This is a genomic window from Streptomyces sp. NPDC001668 (genome assembly GCF_042893155.1).
In the GTDB taxonomy this organism is placed as follows: Bacteria; Actinomycetota; Actinomycetes; order Streptomycetales; family Streptomycetaceae; genus Streptomyces.
The window spans coordinates 395,273-411,641 of the sequence record NZ_JBIAUQ010000004.1 but is presented as its reverse complement, the minus strand read 5'-3'; the positions used below and the strand labels follow the sequence as shown (position 1 = coordinate 411,641).

General features: G+C 72.1%; 15 protein-coding genes. 9 read left to right on the top strand and 6 right to left on the bottom strand.

Features of this window, described 5'->3' with window-relative positions:
• Nucleotides 1-196 precede the first annotated feature (196 nt).
• Together ACFYZ8_RS15170 and ACFYZ8_RS15165 are read right to left on the bottom strand one after the other, a co-directional pair.
• Nucleotides 197-2,476: an ATP-binding protein gene (locus ACFYZ8_RS15170; RefSeq protein ID WP_388532761.1), complete on the bottom strand. Its 2,280-nt coding sequence runs from the start codon at nt 2,474-2,476 to the stop codon at nt 197-199.
• Nucleotides 2,477-2,706: 230 nt separating this feature from the next.
• Nucleotides 2,707-4,095 (bottom strand): glycoside hydrolase family 43 protein, encoded by a 1,389-nt coding sequence (locus ACFYZ8_RS15165; RefSeq protein WP_388532758.1) that lies wholly within the window; start codon nt 4,093-4,095, stop codon nt 2,707-2,709.
• A gap of 264 nt (nt 4,096-4,359) precedes the next feature.
• Between ACFYZ8_RS15165 and ACFYZ8_RS15160 the strand changes: the two genes are divergently transcribed.
• The 3 genes from ACFYZ8_RS15160 to ACFYZ8_RS15150 all read left to right on the top strand — a co-directional run bounded on the left by ACFYZ8_RS15160 (nt 4,360) and on the right by ACFYZ8_RS15150 (nt 7,638).
• Complete coding sequence (locus ACFYZ8_RS15160; RefSeq protein WP_388532756.1) at nt 4,360-5,784, top strand: amidase; 1,425 nt, start codon at nt 4,360-4,362, stop codon at nt 5,782-5,784.
• A gap of 26 nt (nt 5,785-5,810) precedes the next feature.
• Entirely contained in the window at nt 5,811-6,029 is a 219-nt protein-coding gene (locus tag ACFYZ8_RS15155; protein WP_359031185.1) for a hypothetical protein, read from the top strand.
• Between the two features lie 133 nt (nt 6,030-6,162).
• Nucleotides 6,163-7,638 (top strand): flotillin family protein, encoded by a 1,476-nt coding sequence (locus ACFYZ8_RS15150; RefSeq protein ID WP_388532752.1) that lies wholly within the window; start codon nt 6,163-6,165, stop codon nt 7,636-7,638.
• A 51-nt stretch (nt 7,639-7,689) separates the two neighbouring features.
• On the opposite strand, the gene ACFYZ8_RS15145 is transcribed toward ACFYZ8_RS15150, so the two are convergent.
• Nucleotides 7,690-8,118, bottom strand: a complete 429-nt coding sequence (locus ACFYZ8_RS15145; RefSeq protein ID WP_359031183.1) for a hypothetical protein — start codon at nt 8,116-8,118, stop codon at nt 7,690-7,692.
• 50 nt (nt 8,119-8,168) lie between these two features.
• Here ACFYZ8_RS15145 and ACFYZ8_RS15140 point away from each other — a divergent pair, with 50 nt between their 5' ends.
• Nucleotides 8,169-8,624 (top strand): type II toxin-antitoxin system PemK/MazF family toxin, encoded by a 456-nt coding sequence (locus ACFYZ8_RS15140; RefSeq protein WP_359031182.1) that lies wholly within the window; start codon nt 8,169-8,171, stop codon nt 8,622-8,624.
• Between the two features lie 187 nt (nt 8,625-8,811).
• On the opposite strand, the gene ACFYZ8_RS15135 is transcribed toward ACFYZ8_RS15140, so the two are convergent.
• A complete protein-coding gene (locus ACFYZ8_RS15135; protein WP_388532748.1) occupies nt 8,812-9,645 on the bottom strand; it encodes a TIGR02452 family protein in 834 nt (277 codons plus the stop codon).
• Nucleotides 9,646-9,934: 289 nt separating this feature from the next.
• Here ACFYZ8_RS15135 and egtA point away from each other — a divergent pair, with 289 nt between their 5' ends.
• From egtA to egtD, 4 genes are read left to right on the top strand one after another with little or no spacing between them, the layout of a single operon-like run.
• On the top strand, nt 9,935-11,224 hold the full coding sequence (gene egtA, locus ACFYZ8_RS15130; protein WP_388532746.1) for an ergothioneine biosynthesis glutamate--cysteine ligase EgtA: 1,290 nt from the start codon (nt 9,935-9,937) through the stop codon (nt 11,222-11,224).
• Complete coding sequence (gene egtB, locus ACFYZ8_RS15125; RefSeq protein WP_388532743.1) at nt 11,221-12,564, top strand: ergothioneine biosynthesis protein EgtB; 1,344 nt, start codon at nt 11,221-11,223, stop codon at nt 12,562-12,564. The genes egtA and egtB overlap by 4 nt, the downstream gene beginning before the upstream one ends.
• Nucleotides 12,564-13,337 (top strand): ergothioneine biosynthesis protein EgtC, encoded by a 774-nt coding sequence (gene egtC / locus ACFYZ8_RS15120; RefSeq protein ID WP_388532740.1) that lies wholly within the window; start codon nt 12,564-12,566, stop codon nt 13,335-13,337. Before egtB ends, egtC begins: the two co-directional genes overlap by 1 nt.
• Nucleotides 13,334-14,296, top strand: a complete 963-nt coding sequence (gene egtD, locus ACFYZ8_RS15115; RefSeq protein WP_388532738.1) for an L-histidine N(alpha)-methyltransferase — start codon at nt 13,334-13,336, stop codon at nt 14,294-14,296. Before egtC ends, egtD begins: the two co-directional genes overlap by 4 nt.
• Nucleotides 14,297-14,329: 33 nt before the next feature.
• Here the strand turns inward: egtD and ACFYZ8_RS15110 are convergent, their stop codons facing one another.
• Nucleotides 14,330-15,520, bottom strand: a complete 1,191-nt coding sequence (locus ACFYZ8_RS15110) for a MalY/PatB family protein (protein WP_389049823.1) — start codon at nt 15,518-15,520, stop codon at nt 14,330-14,332.
• A gap of 82 nt (nt 15,521-15,602) precedes the next feature.
• Between ACFYZ8_RS15110 and ACFYZ8_RS15105 the strand changes: the two genes are divergently transcribed.
• The gene (locus ACFYZ8_RS15105; RefSeq protein WP_355733603.1) at nt 15,603-15,818 is read left to right on the top strand and encodes a dodecin; all 216 of its coding nucleotides are present in this window, start codon (nt 15,603-15,605) and stop codon (nt 15,816-15,818) included.
• A gap of 43 nt (nt 15,819-15,861) precedes the next feature.
• On the opposite strand, the gene ACFYZ8_RS15100 is transcribed toward ACFYZ8_RS15105, so the two are convergent.
• The gene (locus tag ACFYZ8_RS15100) at nt 15,862-16,353 is read right to left on the bottom strand and encodes an HAD family acid phosphatase (RefSeq protein ID WP_388532734.1); all 492 of its coding nucleotides are present in this window, start codon (nt 16,351-16,353) and stop codon (nt 15,862-15,864) included.
• Nucleotides 16,354-16,369 lie beyond the last annotated feature (16 nt).

The window sequence follows — 16,369 nt, the reverse complement described above, 5'->3', positions numbered from 1 at the left end:
TCCGGACTGAATGAGGAGCGTACGAGGGCATACCGGCCCGAGGTCGGCTTTTACTGAGGCGGGTATGCGTGTACCGGATGGAGTCACGATCGGACCGCCGGTGCGTTCAGCAGCCTCGCGTCACCCGTTTGTCATGTCCGCCGTACAGGCGTCCACGACGAGAAGGATCACAGCGGGGGGCACCCCGGCGCATGCGTCATTCGGACGGGTCGGGTACCTGGTTCTCCGCCCACCAGGTCGCGATCTGGGCGCGGCGGCCGTAGCCGAGCTTGGCCAGGATGTGGTCGACGTGGCCGCCGATCGTACGTGGGGAGAGCACAAGAGTGGCGGCGATCTGGCGGTTGGTCATGCCCTTGGCCACCAACGAGGCCACCTGCCGCTCCCGCTGGGTCAGCGGACTGCGGGCCGTGGCCGTGGCCGGGGTGGCCGGTTCGGTATCGTCGGCCAGCGCGAAGGCGATGCCCCGGCCGGGGCGGTCGTGGCGGCCGCCCTCAGCGAGAGCCCTCTCGTACGCTGCCGGGCCCAGAGCCCCGGCGACCGCCTCCTCGCAGCGCGCATGGTGCTCGGTCAGATCAGGACCGAACACGGAGAGACCGGTGCCGGTGTCCCGCCACAGGGTGCGCACCGCGCCCAGCAGCCGCCCCGCCCGCTCGTGGTCGTCGCCGGCGGCGCTGATCCAGGCGTGCAGCTCCAGCAGCAGCGCCGCCCCGACGTAGTCGTTGAAGTCCCGCTGGATCTCCAGCCCGGCGCGGGTCAGTGCCATGGCCGCCGCCAGGTCGCCGCGTACCAGGGCGTCAAGGCCCAGCGCCCACAGCGCGTACGAGCGGCTCAGGCCCTCACCGTGGGCCCGCGAGACGGCGACCGCCCGCGTGGCGGTCTCCGCCGCGCGCGGATCACCGAGGTGGGCCTGGGTTCTGGCGAGCTGGAACAGCCAGAAGACCGTCGTCGCCTCCTCTCCCAGTGCCGTGTGAGCGGCCACCGCGCCCTCGAAGAGGGGCACGGCCTCCTCGAGGTGTCCGCGGAACAATGCCAGCGTTCCCCGGAACCCAAGGACGTTCGCTCGTACCGAAGGATCGTCGAGCCGGTCGCCCAGCTCCCCTGCTTCGGTCAGCCACCCGTCCGCCGCGGCGGGATCGCCCTGCACCAACGCCACCCAGGCGGCGGCCCACAGTGCCCGGGCCCGGGCCGAGGTGGGTTCGGGCGAGCTCGCGAGGGCGTGTTCGAGCCGACGGCGACCCTCGCCGAGGAACCTGTCGGCGCACCAGTGGTATCGCAGCGCCGCGGCCAGTGCCAGCTCGGCCTGCGGATCGCCGTCGTGGTCCAGTGCCGCCAGCAGATCGTTGTGTTCGGCGCGCAACCGGGCCAGGGTCTGCTGCTGTCCGGGGCCGTACCACGTGACGGCGGTGCGCTCGGCGAGGGCCAGGAAGAAGTCGCGGTGCTTCGTCAGCAACCGCTGTTCCTCGTCGGACTCGGCGAGCCGCAGTCTTCCGTAGCGGCGGATGGTCTCCAGCATGCGGTAGCGCGGCAGACCCTCCTGCTCGGTCGCCAGGACGATGGACTGCCCGACCAGCCGGTCCAGGAGGTCCACCACCTCGTGCGGGGCGATGCCCTCTCCCACGCAGACACTCTCGACCGCGTCCAGGGCGAAACCACCGACGAAGACGGACAGCCGGTTCCACAGCAGCCGCTCGGCCGGACCGCACAGCTCATAGCTCCAGTCGACCAGCGCCCGCAGCGTGCGCTGACGGGGCCGCGCTGTCCGGCTGCCGCTCGTGAGCAGGGTGAAACGGTCCTCCAGCCGGTCCACCGCCTGGTCCACGGTGAGCGTCCGCAGGCGGGACGCGGCCAGCTCGATGGCCAGCGGCAGCCCGTCCAGGTCGGCACAGAGCCGGGAGGCGCCGGCCCGGTTCAGGTCGGTGATCCGGAACTCCGGCCGGACGGCGGTGGCGCGGTCCCGCAGGAGTTCGACCGCCTCCTCCGGCACCGACAGCGGCGGTACGACGAGGACGTGCTCGCCCGCGATGCCCAGCGTCTGCCGGCTCGTCGCCAGAATGCGTACCTCTGGAGCGGCCGACAGCAGCGCCTGGGCCAGCTCGGCGCAGGCGTCGATCAGGTGCTCGCAGTTGTCCAGCACGATCAGCGCCCGGCGCCCGGCCAGATACCCCGCGAGCTGGTCCAGGGCGGGCCTCGCGCCCAGTTCCGGCACCCCGAGCGCCGCCGCGGCGGCGTCCGCCACGGACAACGGTTCCCGCACCGGAGCCAGGTCGACCAGCCACACCCCGTCCGCGAAGGCCTTTCTCGACGCGGCGGCCGCCTCGATCGCCAGCCGTGTCTTGCCCACGCCACCCATTCCGGTGAGCGTCAGCAGCCGCGCCGGCCCCAGGACACGGCGGATCTCGGCGAGGAGGTGCCGTCGGCCCACGAAGCTGGTGAAGGCCACGGGCAGATTGCCCGCCTCCGAGATCATGCTGGTCATGCCGCGCCCTCACCTTCTTCCTTTCGCGCCGCACGCCGTACGCGCACGCACGTCGGTCACCACGGTCGTCAGTCGCACGAGGGTGCCGTACGCGCGCGTGAACGGTACGACAGCGCCACCGTAATCCACAGCCTGCGCACAGGTCGCAGTGCCGCTGGTCACACGAACGGACACGGAAGGCTTTGGGCGTCGCCACCTCGGCGCCGAGACCGAATCAGAGGGTGTGCAGGTCAGGCCCAGGCAGTCACCGGCACGAAGGAGCTGTCCTGCCGGAACAGATCCGTCCCCGCCGTCCGCTCCACCCGGAGCTGGTAGTCGTAGTGGCGCAGGTAGTACCCGGGATAGTTGTACGACTCCCAGCGGATCGCGCCCGAGGACGAACCCGTGCGGGCGATGAAGGTGGCGTCCTTGGCGAAGGTCGACGTGCCGTCGTCGGCGTCGAAGCGGCCGCGGAAGTCCCAGTGGCGCAGATAGTTGCCAGAGGAGTCGCGGAAGGAGTAGCCGTTGGCGTCGGCGAGGCCCGCGACGACCGTGAAGGTGGACGCCGACTTCTCCGCGGCCGTGCTGGAGCCGGTCACCACCGGGAGGTTGAGCAGCGCGGACTGCTCCTGCCAGTAGCGGGTCGAGTAGTTGGCCGAGCGGAAGGACCGCGTGGCGTTCTTCGCGAGTGCAGGGCCGCCGGACACCGTCTCCTTGATGACCGTGAAGTGGCGGGCGGTGCCGGAGACGCCCGGGAGCGCGGTCGGGGCGGACCAGGTGGCGAACGTGTCGTAGCTGTCGCTGTAGTAGTAGGTGCCGTCGCCGTAGCCGTCGAAGAAGATCCGCCAGCCGCCGTTGTCGAGCCGGATCACGGACGGGCCCTCGCGATAGCTGCCCCAGCCCGCCCAGTCACCCGTCCGGGAGATCGTGTAGGGCCCGGTCAGGGACGTCGCGGTCGCGTACTCGATGTACTTCGTCGTCTCGTTCTTCGTGAAGGCGTGGTAGGTCGAGCCGGCCTTCACGATGTACGTGTCGATGTGGTTCGAGCCGATGCCGGCCAGGGCCACGGGTGCACTCCAGGCAGTCAGTGCGGAGTTCGCGGCCTTCAGGCGGTACGGCGTGAAGATCCACTCGTCGCTGGTGAGCGAGCAGGACACGATGACGTTCACGCTGCCGTCGCTGTCGACGAACCACTCCGGCGCCCACGCACGGGAGAGGTTGGCGATCGGGACCGTGTAGTCGTACAGGAACGTCCAGTTGGCCCGGTCGGAGCTGCGGGCGAAGCCGATCGTGGTGCTGACGTCCTGCCAGGTGTGGGTCGTGTAGGTGAGGTAGTAGTAGCCGTCGGTGTGCTTGAAGACGCTCGCGTCGCGGATTCTGTTGCTGGGCGGGGTGTAGGCGGAGGACTTGAGGAGCCGGAAGTCCGTGGCGTCGTCGGACTGGTAGACGTTCACGGTGCCGTCGTTGCTGTTGAGGAAGGGCACGATCGTGTAGCGGGTGGCCGAGCCGCTGGGCGGGGCGGCGGCCAGGGCCGTGCCGGTGAGACCGGGCAGTTCGCCGAGCAGGACGGCGGAGGCGGGCAGGGCCGCCATCGCGCGCAGCAGGGTGCGGCGGGACGGTGTGGGGGGATGTGTGCTCACGGCGGCTCTCCTGGGGGCAAGGACACAACGCGGCTCTGAATGTCCGACATTCCGAACAAGGTTCGGAAAGTCGATCAGAAGGTAGGTCCGTGTCCCGGACACGTCAATGGTTTGCGCATGACCTGGTGAGCGCCGCGTGGCCGCCGTGCCAGGTCCATTTCACGCCGCCTCGCCCGCCGACGCCGTTCCGGCGAAGCGCTTTCCCACGTTACCGTTCGGTAGGCAACGTCGTCCCGGATTCCCGGAGTCCCGGAGGTACACCGCATGACGTACGACCGTTCCGCCGGCCTGGTGGAGACCGCCCGCGCGCTGGCCGACGGCACGTGCACCTCCCGGGCGCTCGTCGAGCAGACCCTGGCGCGGATCCACGGCAGCCAGGGCACCCTCAACGCCTTCCGGATCGTACGCGCGGACTCCGCCCTCGCCGAGGCGGAGGCCGCCGACGCCCAACTGGCCGCCGGGGTGCGGAAACCGCTGCTCGGAGTGCCCGTCGCCGTCAAGGACGACATGGACGTGGCCGGTGAACCCACCGCGTTCGGCTGCCAGGGCGAGTTCCCGGCGGTCGTCAGGGACGGTGAGGCGGTACGGCGGCTGCGGGCGGCCGGGGCCGTGATCGTCGGCAAGACGAACACCTGCGAGTTCGGGCAGTGGCCGTTCACCGAGGGGCCGGCCTTCGGCGCGACCCGCAATCCCTGGAGCCCCGAGCACACCCCGGGCGGCTCGTCCGGTGGGTCCGCCGCGGCCGTCGCCGCCGGTCTCGTGCCCGCGGCCCTCGGCTCCGACGGGGCCGGTTCGGTCAGGATCCCCGCCTCCTGGACCCACCTCGTCGGCATCAAGCCGCAGCGCGGCCGTATCTCCACCTGGCCGCGGGGCGAGTCCTTCCAGGGCATCACCGTCAACGGCACGCTCGCCCGCACGGTCGCCGACGCGGCCCTGCTCCTCGACGCGGCGAGCGGCAACCACGCCCTGGACCCGCATCGCCCGCCCGCCGTCGACGCCTCGGCTGCGGTCGGCCGCGACCCCGGCCGGCTGCGCGTCGCGCTCGCCCTGAAGCCGCCGTTCACCGCGCTGCCCGCGCGGCTCCAGCCGGAGGTGCGGGCGCGTGTCGTCGAACTCGCGGAGAAACTGGCCGACTTGGGGCACACCGTCGAGGAGGCCGATCCGCCGTACGGGCAGATCGGGCTCACCTTCATCCCGCGCGCCACAGCCGGTATCGCCGAGCGGGTCCGCGAGGCGCCCTTCCCCGCGCTCCTCGACCGCCGCACCCGGGACGCGGCCCGGCTCGGCGGACTGCTCGGCGGGGTCCCGCTCAGGGCGGCGCGGCGCGCGGAGGCGGTCCTGCACCGCCGTATCGGCGGGTTCTTCACCTCGTACGACGTCGTCCTCGCCCCGACCACGGCCGCTCCCCCGCCGCGCATCGGGGCGATGCTGGAGCTGGGCGGGCTGGCCACCGACCGCGCGATGATCGCGGCCTGTCCGTACGCCTGGCCGTGGAACGTGCTGGGGTGGCCCGGGGTCAGTGTGCCCGCCGGGTTCGTCGACGGGGGGCTGCCCGTCGGGGCGCAGCTGCTCGGACCCGCGAACAGTGAACCGCTTCTGCTGTCGCTGGCGGCGCAGTTGGAGGCGGAGCTGCGCTGGGACGAGGTCTGGCCGCCCGAGCGGGCCGCCGTGGATTCCCCCGCCGCCTGACGGGCTTCCGCCCGTACCCTGTGACCATGGACGATGCGTCGATGGTCGGGCTCATGGGGCGGGTCACGGGGACGGTCGGGCCGGGGCTCGTCGGCGAGGTGATCGTCCGGGTGCGGGGCGGTGCCGAGCACTTCCTCGCCTACCCCGCCACCGGCACGGACCGGATCGAGCGCGGCACGGTGGTGATGGTGGTGGAGCACCTGCCGCCCAGGACGGTCTACGTCCAGCCCGCGTACGACAGTTGAGCCTGCCAACGCGCAGGTGAGAGCCTTTGTATCAAGGTTTCGACAAGGATTCGCCGGCGTCTTCAACCCCGGCCTCCGGCAGGCGCACACTCCCTTCGTTCGGTGCCGAAAGGGCACCATCCAAAGGGGGCGTATGCCGATGGTTGTCGGCGTCGTTGCGGGGGTGGCCGTAGCTGCCATCGCCGTTGTGATCGGTCTGTTCAAGCTGATGTGGCGTGTCGCGGAACCCAACGAGGCACTGATCATCTCCGGCTCCAACCACAAGACCGAGGGGCTCGAGGCGGGCATGGGATTCCGCATCGTCACCGGGCGCGGCACCTTGGTGCTGCCCGGTGTGCAGGCGGTGCGCAAGCTCTCGCTCGACCTGAACGAGACCGAACTGCATGTGGACTGCGTGACCCACCAGGGCATTCCGCTCAAGGTGCGGGGCGTGGTCATCTTCAAGGTAGGCGACGACTTCGTGTCGATCGCCAACGCGGGGCGCCGTTTCCTGGATCAGCAGAAGCTGATGTCGGAGCGGGTGCACAACGTGTTCGCCGGTCATCTCCGGTCCATCGTCGGCGGGTTGACCGTCGAGGACATGATCCGCGACCGGGAGAAGCTCACCGGGCAGACCCGGGCCGCCTGCGGGACGGAGATGGAGAAGCTGGGGCTCATCGTCGACTCCCTGCAGATCCACGAGATCGAGGACCCGACCGGGTACATCCAGAACCTGGCGATGCCGCACGCGGCGGCCGTCCAGCGGGACGCGCGGATCGCGCAGGCGGAGGCGAACCGGCTGGCCACCGAGGCCGAGCAGGCGTCGTTCGCGCGGATGGCGGAGGCCACCCGGGACAGCGAGATCCTCCAGGCCGGCTACCAGGCCGAGCGGGACAAGGCGGCCGCGAAGGCGCGTCAGGCCGGTCCGCTCGCGGACGCCGGGGCCCGGCAGGAGGTCGTGGTCCAGGAGACCCGGGTCGCCGAACTCGAGGCGCACCGGCGCGAACAGCAGCTCCAGGCGGACGTCCGCAAGCCGGCGGACGCCAAGGCCTACGAGAAGCGCACGCTCGCCGAGGCCGAGCGTGACGCGCGGATCTCGGCCGCCGAGGCCAAGGCGAAGGAGACCGAGCTGGCCGCGGCCGCCGAGGCCACCCGGGTCAAGGCGGCCGCGGGTGCCGAGGCCGAGGCGACCAAGGCCCGCGGCACGGCCATGGCGGCCTCGACCCGGGCCACCGGTGAGGCCGAGGCCGCGGCGGCTCAGGCCAGGGGTCTCGCGGAGGCCGAGGCGGCCAGGGCGAAGGGTCTCGCGGAGGCGGAGGCCATCAAGGCCCGCGCCGCCGCCCTCGCCGAGAACCAGGAGGCGGTCGTCGCCCAGCAACTCGCCGAGAACTGGCCGGAGATCGTCAAGGCCGGCGCGTCCGCGTTCGGCAACGTCGACAACATGGTGGTGCTCAACGGCGCCGACGGCATGGCCGACATGCTCGCCAAGGCGCTCACCATGGGCGGCACGGGGCTGGGCCTGGCCCGTCAGCTGCTGGCGTCGATGAACCAGAACGGGCAGACACCGAACGGGACTTCCCTCAACGGGGTCGCGACGCCGCCCGTGCAGAAGGTGCCGGTCCAGGAGTAAGGGACGGACCGTCCGGGGCCCTTGAGGAAAGACGCCCCGGACGGTCCGCCTTCACTGTGCGAGCAGCGTGACGCCCAGGCCGAGCAGGGCGACGACCTTCGCCGCCTCGAAGGCGACGTAGAAGAGGTGACCGCGGGAACGGGGCAGGTCCTCGCCGGCCAGGACGCGGTCGGAGCGGCGGTTCAACCGGGGGCGGATCACGGCCAGTTGGCCGACGAGCAGGGTCAGCAGGGCCACGGTCCACACGACGACCCGGACCGGCGGGTCACCGACGGCGACGGCCACCAGCACCCCGGCGGCCAGGACACACTCCACGGTGTTCAGGGCCCGGAAGACGAGTCGCCCGATTCCCAGGCCGATCCGCACGCTCACGTCCGGGGCGCGGAACTTCAGCGGCGCCTCCAGGAAGGAGATCGCCAGCACCATCCCGAGCCACACGAAGGTGAGCGCGCCGGCCGTCGCGGCCGATGAGGTGTTCATCCGACCGACCGTACCGCTCGCCCGGTTCGGGGAAGCCTTAAGGTGCCCTCGTGACTGCGTTTACCCGTGACACCGATGAGAACGTCCCCGGCCGCTTCGGCGCCACCGCCACCACCGAGGCCGACCCGCGCGAGGTCGGCAGGGTGCGCACCGAGTACTCCCCCGCGCACGACGGCGACCCCGACCCCGGCGAGATCGTGTGGACCTGGGTGCCCTTCGAGGAGAACGACGGACGCGGCAAGGACCGCCCGGTGCTCGTGGTCGCCCGGGAGGCGGCCGGCACCTTCCTGGCCGTACAGCTGTCGAGCAAGCGGCACGACGGGGACCGGGAGTGGGTGCCGATCGGCAGCGGACCCTGGGACCGCACCGGCCGGGACTCCTGGGTGGACGTCGACCGCGTCCTGCGCCTCCACGAGGACGGCATGCGCCGGGAGGCGTGCGCACTGGACCGGGGCCGGTTCAACCTGGTCAGGCAGCGGCTGCACGAGCGGTACGGCTGGACCTGACGGCCGGAGTCCGTTGCAGAAGTGGCCCCAAGGGCGGCCGCGCGGCGTCCGGTGCGTGCTCCCGCCGTGCGGCCCGGAAACCCTCGTACCGGGCGGGCACGGGCCTTCGGGCGGCGGGCGAGGGGGAGTGCTCCCGCTGGGGCAGCGTGCGGGGCATCCGCGGCAACCGCCACTGCCGCAGCGGACTCTAGCCCGGCTGCGGCACAGGCTCCGCGAAGGCGAACGCCCGTACGAACGCCGCCCGCACCACCGCGCCCCGTGTCCGGTCCAGCACCCCGAACGTCACGTGCTCGAAGGCCCCGGCGAACCGTCCGCCCGGCTCGAGCAGCGCCCGGAACGCCCCCGCCACCTGTGCGGGGTCGTTCTGGAAGACCCCGCAGCCCCAGGCGCCCAGCACCAGCCGCCGGTACCCCTCGGCGACGGCGACCGACAGCACCTGCCCCGCGCGCGCCGCGAGGGCCCGCGGCAGCTCGGCGACCCGCTCGGGCGCCGTCCGCCGCACCACCCCGGCGTTCGGCGCGGCCGCGGTCAGGAAGCCCACGAGGTGCGCCGAGTCCAGCAGCCGGCCGTGATCGTCCCGGAAGACCGGTACGGCCGGTGAGTGGATGACCCGGTCGGTGTAGAACGGGTCGCGGTGAGCCCGGTGGTGGTCGTAGAACTCACGGGCCCCCAGCTGGCAGGTGTACAGCGCGGAGGCGCGGCACAGGGCCTCTTCCTGGGCCTGTGCGCCATTCAGGTAGCCGCCGCCCGGGTTGCGCGCCGAGGCGAAGTCCAGCACGGCCACGCGCCCGCCGAGCCGGAGTGCCGCCTCCAGGCTGCTCTCCCCCGTGACCTCGACGAACGTGTCCACGACGGCGAAGGCGGGGACGTCCACCGGGCTCGGTCCGTACATGCGCGTCCCCGCCCGCGCCGCCTCGATCTCGGCGCCCAGAACCACCTCGTGGCCGTCCGGCGCCCGATAGCGTCCCGCCGCCACGATCTGTTCCGTCTCCTGCGCGATCCCGCGCAGACGTGCGCTCATGGCGCCACCCCCGTGAGCGCCATGGCCGCACGCCGCGCGGTCTCCCCCGTCGTGCTCATGCAGGAATCGTCGGCGATCCTGGTGCCGCGGTGCAACAGAGTTTCCGGCGCCCGGCACAGCCGGAAAACACCTCGAAAACCCTGGGGAAACGGAGGTCCACGGCCCCTAATGCGCGGATGTGCCCCCTTGTGCGGAACGGGAAGAAGGTCTTGGGTGGGACGAGCGTTGCCGGTCCGACCCACCTGATCCCCGGACCGGTGGCATGGTGGAATCTCAGGAGGATCCCGACATGTCCGACTCACTGGGCGACTGTACGAAGCCTCGTACGTCGCTACCGGAAGCAGAGCTCGAGGCCCTGGTCCGAGGCATCTGCTTCAAGACCGGCCCGCCCCGCCGCATCGGGGTGGAAGTGGAATGGCTCGTCCACGAGCTGCGCAGTCCGCGGCTCCCCGTCACATCCGAACGACTCGCGGCGGCCTACGCCGCACTGCGGACCGTGCCCCTGACGTCGGCGCTCACCGTCGAACCGGGCGGCCAGCTGGAGCTGAGCTCGCAGCCCGCCGGCTCCCTGATGGAGTGCATCGGTACCGTCTCCGCCGACCTCGCCGCCGTCCGGGCGGCACTCGCCGAGCACGGTCTCGGCCTCGTCGGCATCGGCCACGACCCCTGGCATCCCCCGCGCAGATACCTGCGGGAGCCGCGCTACGACGCCATGGAGGCCTGTCTCGACCGCACCGGACCGGCAGGGCGCGCCATGATGTGCACCTCGGCCTCCGTCCAGGTGTGCGTGGACGCCGGCCACGAGGAGCCAGGCCCGCTGGGCCTCGGACGCCGGTGGTGGCTCGCGCACCAGCTGGGCCCGGTCCTGGTGGCCGCGTTCGCCAACTCCCCGCTGGCCGGGTCCGAGCCCACCGGCTGGCTCTCCACGCGTCAGCTGCGGTGGACGGAGATCGGCAAGGGCCGGGCGGGCGGCCCGTCCCTGGACACCGACCCCCGCACCGCCTGGGCCCGGCACGTCCTGGACGCGCCGGTGATGTGCATACGGCGCGACAGCGGCCCCTGGGACGTCCCGGAGGGGCTCACCTTCCGGGAGTGGGCCAGGTCGGGGGTGCCCCGGCAGCCGACCCGGGAGGATCTCGACTACCACGTCTCGACCCTGTTCCCGCCGGTCAGGCCGCGCGGCCACCTCGAACTGCGCATGATCGACGCCCAGCCCGGCGAGGACGGCTGGATCGTCCCGCTCGCCGTGACGGCGGCCCTCTTCGACGACCCGGAGACCGCCGAGACCGCCTACCGGGTGGTGAAGCCGCTGGCCGAGCGCACCCTGTCGATGCCCGCCCCGCACAATCCGCTGTGGATCGACGCGGCCCGGCACGGCCTGGCCGACCCCGAGCTGCACGAGGCGGCCATCGCGTGCTTCGCGGCGGCCCTGGAGGCCCTGCCCCGGCTGGGCGCCACCCCGGAGGTCACGAACGCCGTCGAAACGTATCTGCACCGCTATGTGATCCGGGGCCGCTGCCCCGCCGACGATCTGCTGGACCGCACGCACGGTTCGCTCGGGAAGGAAATCCGCACATGACCGACCCCATCGCCGAGCCCTCGGAGACCCTTACCGCGGACCCCGAGGCCTTTCGCGAGCGGGCGGTGGCCACCCTGGTCACCGCCCGGGACCGTACGACGCTCCTGACCAGCTGCGTGGAGGACCCCGACCTCACCGCCCAGCACTCGCCGCTGATGTCGCCGCTCGTGTGGGACCTCGCCCACATCGGCAACCAGGAGGAGCAGTGGCTGCTGCGGACCGTCGCCGGACAGGAGGCGATACGGCCGGACATCGACGGCATCTACGACGCCTTCGAGCACCCGCGCTCCGAGCGCCCCACGCTGCCCCTGCTCTCGCCCGCCGAGTCCCGGCGCTACGCGGCGGAGGTACGCGGCCGGGTCCTGGACGTCCTGGAGGGCACCGCCCTGCACGGAACCCGGCTCACCGAAGCCGGGTTCGCCTTCGGGATGATCGCGCAGCACGAACAGCAGCACGACGAGACGATGCTGATCACCCATCAGCTCCGCAAGGGCCCCCAGGCGCTGACCGCCCCGGACCCGGAACCGGCCCCGCTGTTCACCGGCCCGGCCGAAGTCCTCGTCCCCGGCGGCCCGTTCACCATGGGCACCTCCGACGAGCCGTGGGCGCTGGACAACGAACGCCCCGCGCACCGGCGCGAGGTGGACGCCTTCTACATCGACACCACTCCCGTGACGAACGCCGAGTACCAGGCGTTCATCGAGGACGGCGGCTACGATGACGAACGCTGGTGGGCGCCGGCGGGCTGGTCGCACATCCGCCGGAACTCCATCCACGCCCCGCTGTTCTGGCGCCGTGACGGCAAGCAGTGGCTGCGGCGCCGCTTCGGCGTCACCGAGGTCGTGCCGACCGACGAGCCGGTCGTGCACGTCTGCTGGTACGAGGCCGACGCCTACGCCCGCTGGGCCGGGCGCCGGCTGCCCACCGAGGCGGAGTGGGAGAAGGCGGCCCGCCACGACCCGGCGGGCAACCGCTCGACGCGCTACCCGTGGGGTGACGCCGACCCGGCGCCGGAGCACGCGAACCTGGGTCAGCGCCATCTGCGCCCCGCCCCCGCAGGAAGCTACCCGGAGGGCGAATCACCGCTCGGCGTGCGCCAGTTGATCGGTGACGTGTGGGAGTGGACGGCGAGCGACTTCGAGCCCTACCCCGGTTTCCAGGCGTTCCCGTACAAGGAGTACTCGGAGGTGTTCTTCGGCCCCGACCACAAGGTGCTGCGCGGCGGTTCGTTCGCCGTGGACGCGGTGGCCTGCCGGGGCACGTTCCGCAACTGGGACTACCCGATCCGGCGGCAGATCTTCTCCGGCTTCCGCACGGCGCGTTCCTCGGGGGCCGTCTGATGTGCCGTCACCTGGCCTATCTGGGGCCCGAGGAGCCGCTCGGGCGGCTCCTGGTGGAGCCCCCGCACAGCCTGTACCGCCAGTCGTGGGCACCGCGTCGGCAGCGGTACGGCACCGTCAACGCCGATGGATTCGGCGTCGGTTGGTACGCCGAGGGCGATCCGGTTCCGGCGCGGTACCGGCGGGCCGGGCCCATCTGGGCGGACCTGTCCTTCGCGGACCTGGCACGGGTCGTGAAGAGCGGTGCGGCCCTGGCCGCCGTACGGGACGCGACCCTGGCGGGAGCCGACGCCGAGGCCGCCGCGGCGCCGTACGCCTCGGGTCCCTGGCTGTTCAGCCACAACGGCGCGGTCAAGGGCTGGCCGCGTTCGCTCGCCCCCCTGACCACCACGCTGCCGTCGGCGGAGCTGCTGTCGATGGAGGCCCGCAACGACTCGGCGTTCGTGTGGGCCCTGGTCCTGAACCGGCTGCGCGGCGGCGACGAGGAGGGCCAGGCACTGGCCGACACGGTCCTGGAGGTCGCCGAGGCGGCTCCCGGCTCCCGGCTCAACCTCCTGCTCACCAACGGGGAGTCCATCGCCGCCACCGCCTGGGGCGACACCCTCTGGTACCTCCAACGCCCCGGAAACGGCACGGTCGTGGCCTCCGAGCCGTACGACGACGACCCGCACTGGCAGGAGGTCCCCGACCGGACGCTGCTCACGGCGAGCCGCACCGACGTCCTGCTGACGCCCCTCAAGTCCCTGGAACCACTCAAGGAGCCCCGCACGTGAGTCCGTTCCTGCTGACCCGCACCCTGCCCGAGGACGCCACCGAGGCCGCCCTGCGCGCCGACGTCCTCAAGGGCCTGACGCACACGCCCAAGACACTCCCGCCGAAGTGGTTCTACGACGCCCACGGCAGCGAACTCTTCGAGCAGATCACCGAGTTGCCCGAGTATTACCCGACCCGCGCCGAACGGGAGATCCTCGTAGCGCGCTCCGGCGAGATCGCGGCGGCGACCGGCGCCCGCACCCTGGTCGAACTGGGCTCCGGCTCCTCGGAGAAGACCCGGTACCTGCTGGACGCGCTGACCGGGCTGCACACGTACGTGCCGGTCGACGTGAGCGAGAGTGCCCTCACCCAGGCGGGGCACGCGCTGATCGCCCAGCGTCCGGAGCTGAGCGTGCACGCGCTGATCGCCGACTTCACCGGCGGTCTGACCCTGCCGGGGACACCGGGCCCGCGGCTGGTGGCCTTCCTCGGCGGCACGATCGGCAACCTGCTGCCGGTCGAGCGCGCCGCGTTCATGACCTCGGTCCGCTCCCTGCTCTCCCCGGGTGACGCGCTGCTGCTCGGCACGGACCTGGTCAAGGACGAGTCCGTGCTGGTCAGGGCGTACGACGACGCGGCCGGGGTGACGGCCGCGTTCAACAAGAACGTCCTGACCGTCGTCAACCGCGAGCTGGGTGCCGACTTCGATCCCGGTGCCTTCGACCACGTCGCCCTGTGGGACGCCGAGAACGAGTGGATCGAGATGCGGCTGCGCTCGCGCACGGAGCAGACCGTGAAGGTCCCGGCGCTCGACCTGGCCGTCGACTTCGCGGCCGGCGAGGAGCTGTACACCGAGATCTCGGCGAAGTTCCGCAAGGAGGGAGTCCGTAGTGAACTCTCCGCCGCCGGGCTGGAGTTGGCCCACTGGTGGACGGACACCGAGGGACGGTTCGCGCTCTCACTGAGCATCGTGAAGTGAGCGAAGGGGGGCCGGTTCGTCCCGGCCCCTCTTTCACCGCCGGTCGAGGGCGGCGGCCATCCGCCGTACCGCCTCGGTGATCAGTTCCGGTGAGGTGGCGAGGTTCAGCCGGACGAAGCCCGCACCGCCCGTACCGAACGGGATGCCGGAGTTGAGGGCGACCCGGCCGCGCTCCAGGAAGACCGCCGCCGGATCGTCGCCCAGCTCCAGCGCACGGCAGTCCAGCCAGGCCAGGAAGGTGGCCTCGGCCGGTTCGTAGCGGACGGCGGGCAGGGTGCCGGCGAGGAGGTCGGCCAGCAGCCGGCGGTTGTCGTCGAGGCCGCTGAGCAGGGCGTCGAGCCAGGGGCCGCCGTCCCGCAGCGCGGCGGTGTGGGCGAGGACACCGACGTGGCTGGGGCCATGGCCGACCTCCTCGGGAAGGCGCGCGAGGTCGTCGGCCGCGTCGGGCCCGGCAACGGCCACGGCGGCCTTGAGTCCGGGCAGGTTCCACCCCTTGGACGCCGACATCAGCGACAGCCCGTCCTGCCCGCCGGGAACACTCAGGTAGGGGACGAAGGTCGCGCCCGACGCCACGAGCGGGGCGTGGATCTCGTCGGCCACGACCCGCACCCCGTACGTCCGCGCCAGCGCCGCCACGTCGGCCAGCTCCTGGGCGGTGTGCACGGTCCCGGTCGGGTTGTGCGGGCTGCACAGCAGATACGCGGGCCGGCCCGTGCCCTTGCGGACCCGCCCGAAGACGTCCTCCAGGACCGCGAGGTCGATCCGGCCGTCGGCACCGAGCGGGGCCTCGACCACCCTCCGGTCCATGTTCCCGACGAACTGGTAAAAGGGCGGGTACACGGGCGAGTTGACGACCACCGGGTCACCCGGCCCGGAGACCAGCTTGAGCATCTCGACGACGCCCAGCATCACGTCCGGCACGATCGCCGTCCGCTCCACCGCGAGCCCGTCCCAGCCCCACCGCTCGCTCGCGAAGCCGGCCAGGGCCTCGGCGTACGCGGTCCCGGCGGGATACCCGGTGTCCCCCAGCTCCACCGCGTCCCGGACGGCCCGCACGACCGGTTCGGCCAGCGGGACGTCCATCTCGGCGACCCACAGCGGCAGCACGTCCTGCGGGTACGTCCGCCACTTCATGCTGGTGCGCCGCCGGAGCTGCTCCAGGGTGAGCCGGCGCAGCGGATTGCCGGTGGCGGGGGCTGAGATGTCGCGCGGCATACCGTCCATGGGCCCAAGATAGGCGGGGTTCGCCCCTCCATGAACGGTCGGACCACTCGCGCTCCGCCGCCGCCTGGGGCACGGTGGAACCATGACGAACCACACCTACCGGGTGACCGAGATCGTCGGCACCTCGCCCGACGGCGTCGACCAGGCGATCCGCAACGGCATCTCCCGCGCCTCGCAGACCCTCCGCAATCTCGACTGGTTCGAGGTGACCCAGGTACGGGGGCAGATCGAGGACGGACAGATCGAGCACTGGCAGGTGGGGCTGAAGGTGGGCTTCCGCCTCGACGAGTCCGACTGACCGGCTGACGGCCCGCCGGGGCGCCTGAGGGCCCCTCAGCCGCTCAGGTCCGCCCCTCCCGCTCCTGCGCCACCTCGAGCGCGGCGGAAGGGGCGGTCCAGTGCGCCCGTACGACGGTGAATCCGGCCCGTCGGGCGTCCTCGCACACCAGCTCGTCGTCGTCCACCAGGACACGGATCTCCCGGGTGCGGGCGAGCCGCTCGAGGATCTCCAGTTTGGTGCGCCGGGCGGGCCGCCGGTCGTCGTTGCGCCGCATGTGCACGCGCCCCTCGGGCAGCCCCTGCGCGGTGAGCCACGCCAGCGTGTCGCGCCGGCTGCGCTCGGGGCGTCCGGTGAGGTAGACGATCTCGCACTCCTCGGCACTCTCCAGCACCAGCGCGATGCCCTCCGGGATCGGCGGGTCCTCGGGCGCGGCCGCGAAGAAGCCGTCCCAGTCGCGCGGCTTGCGTTCCAGGAACCGCTGCCGGTGGGCCGTGTCGGCCAGGGTGTTGTCCAGGTCGAACACGGCGAGCGGGCGCTTGTCGCTGTCGGTCACATCCCCACCCTAGACC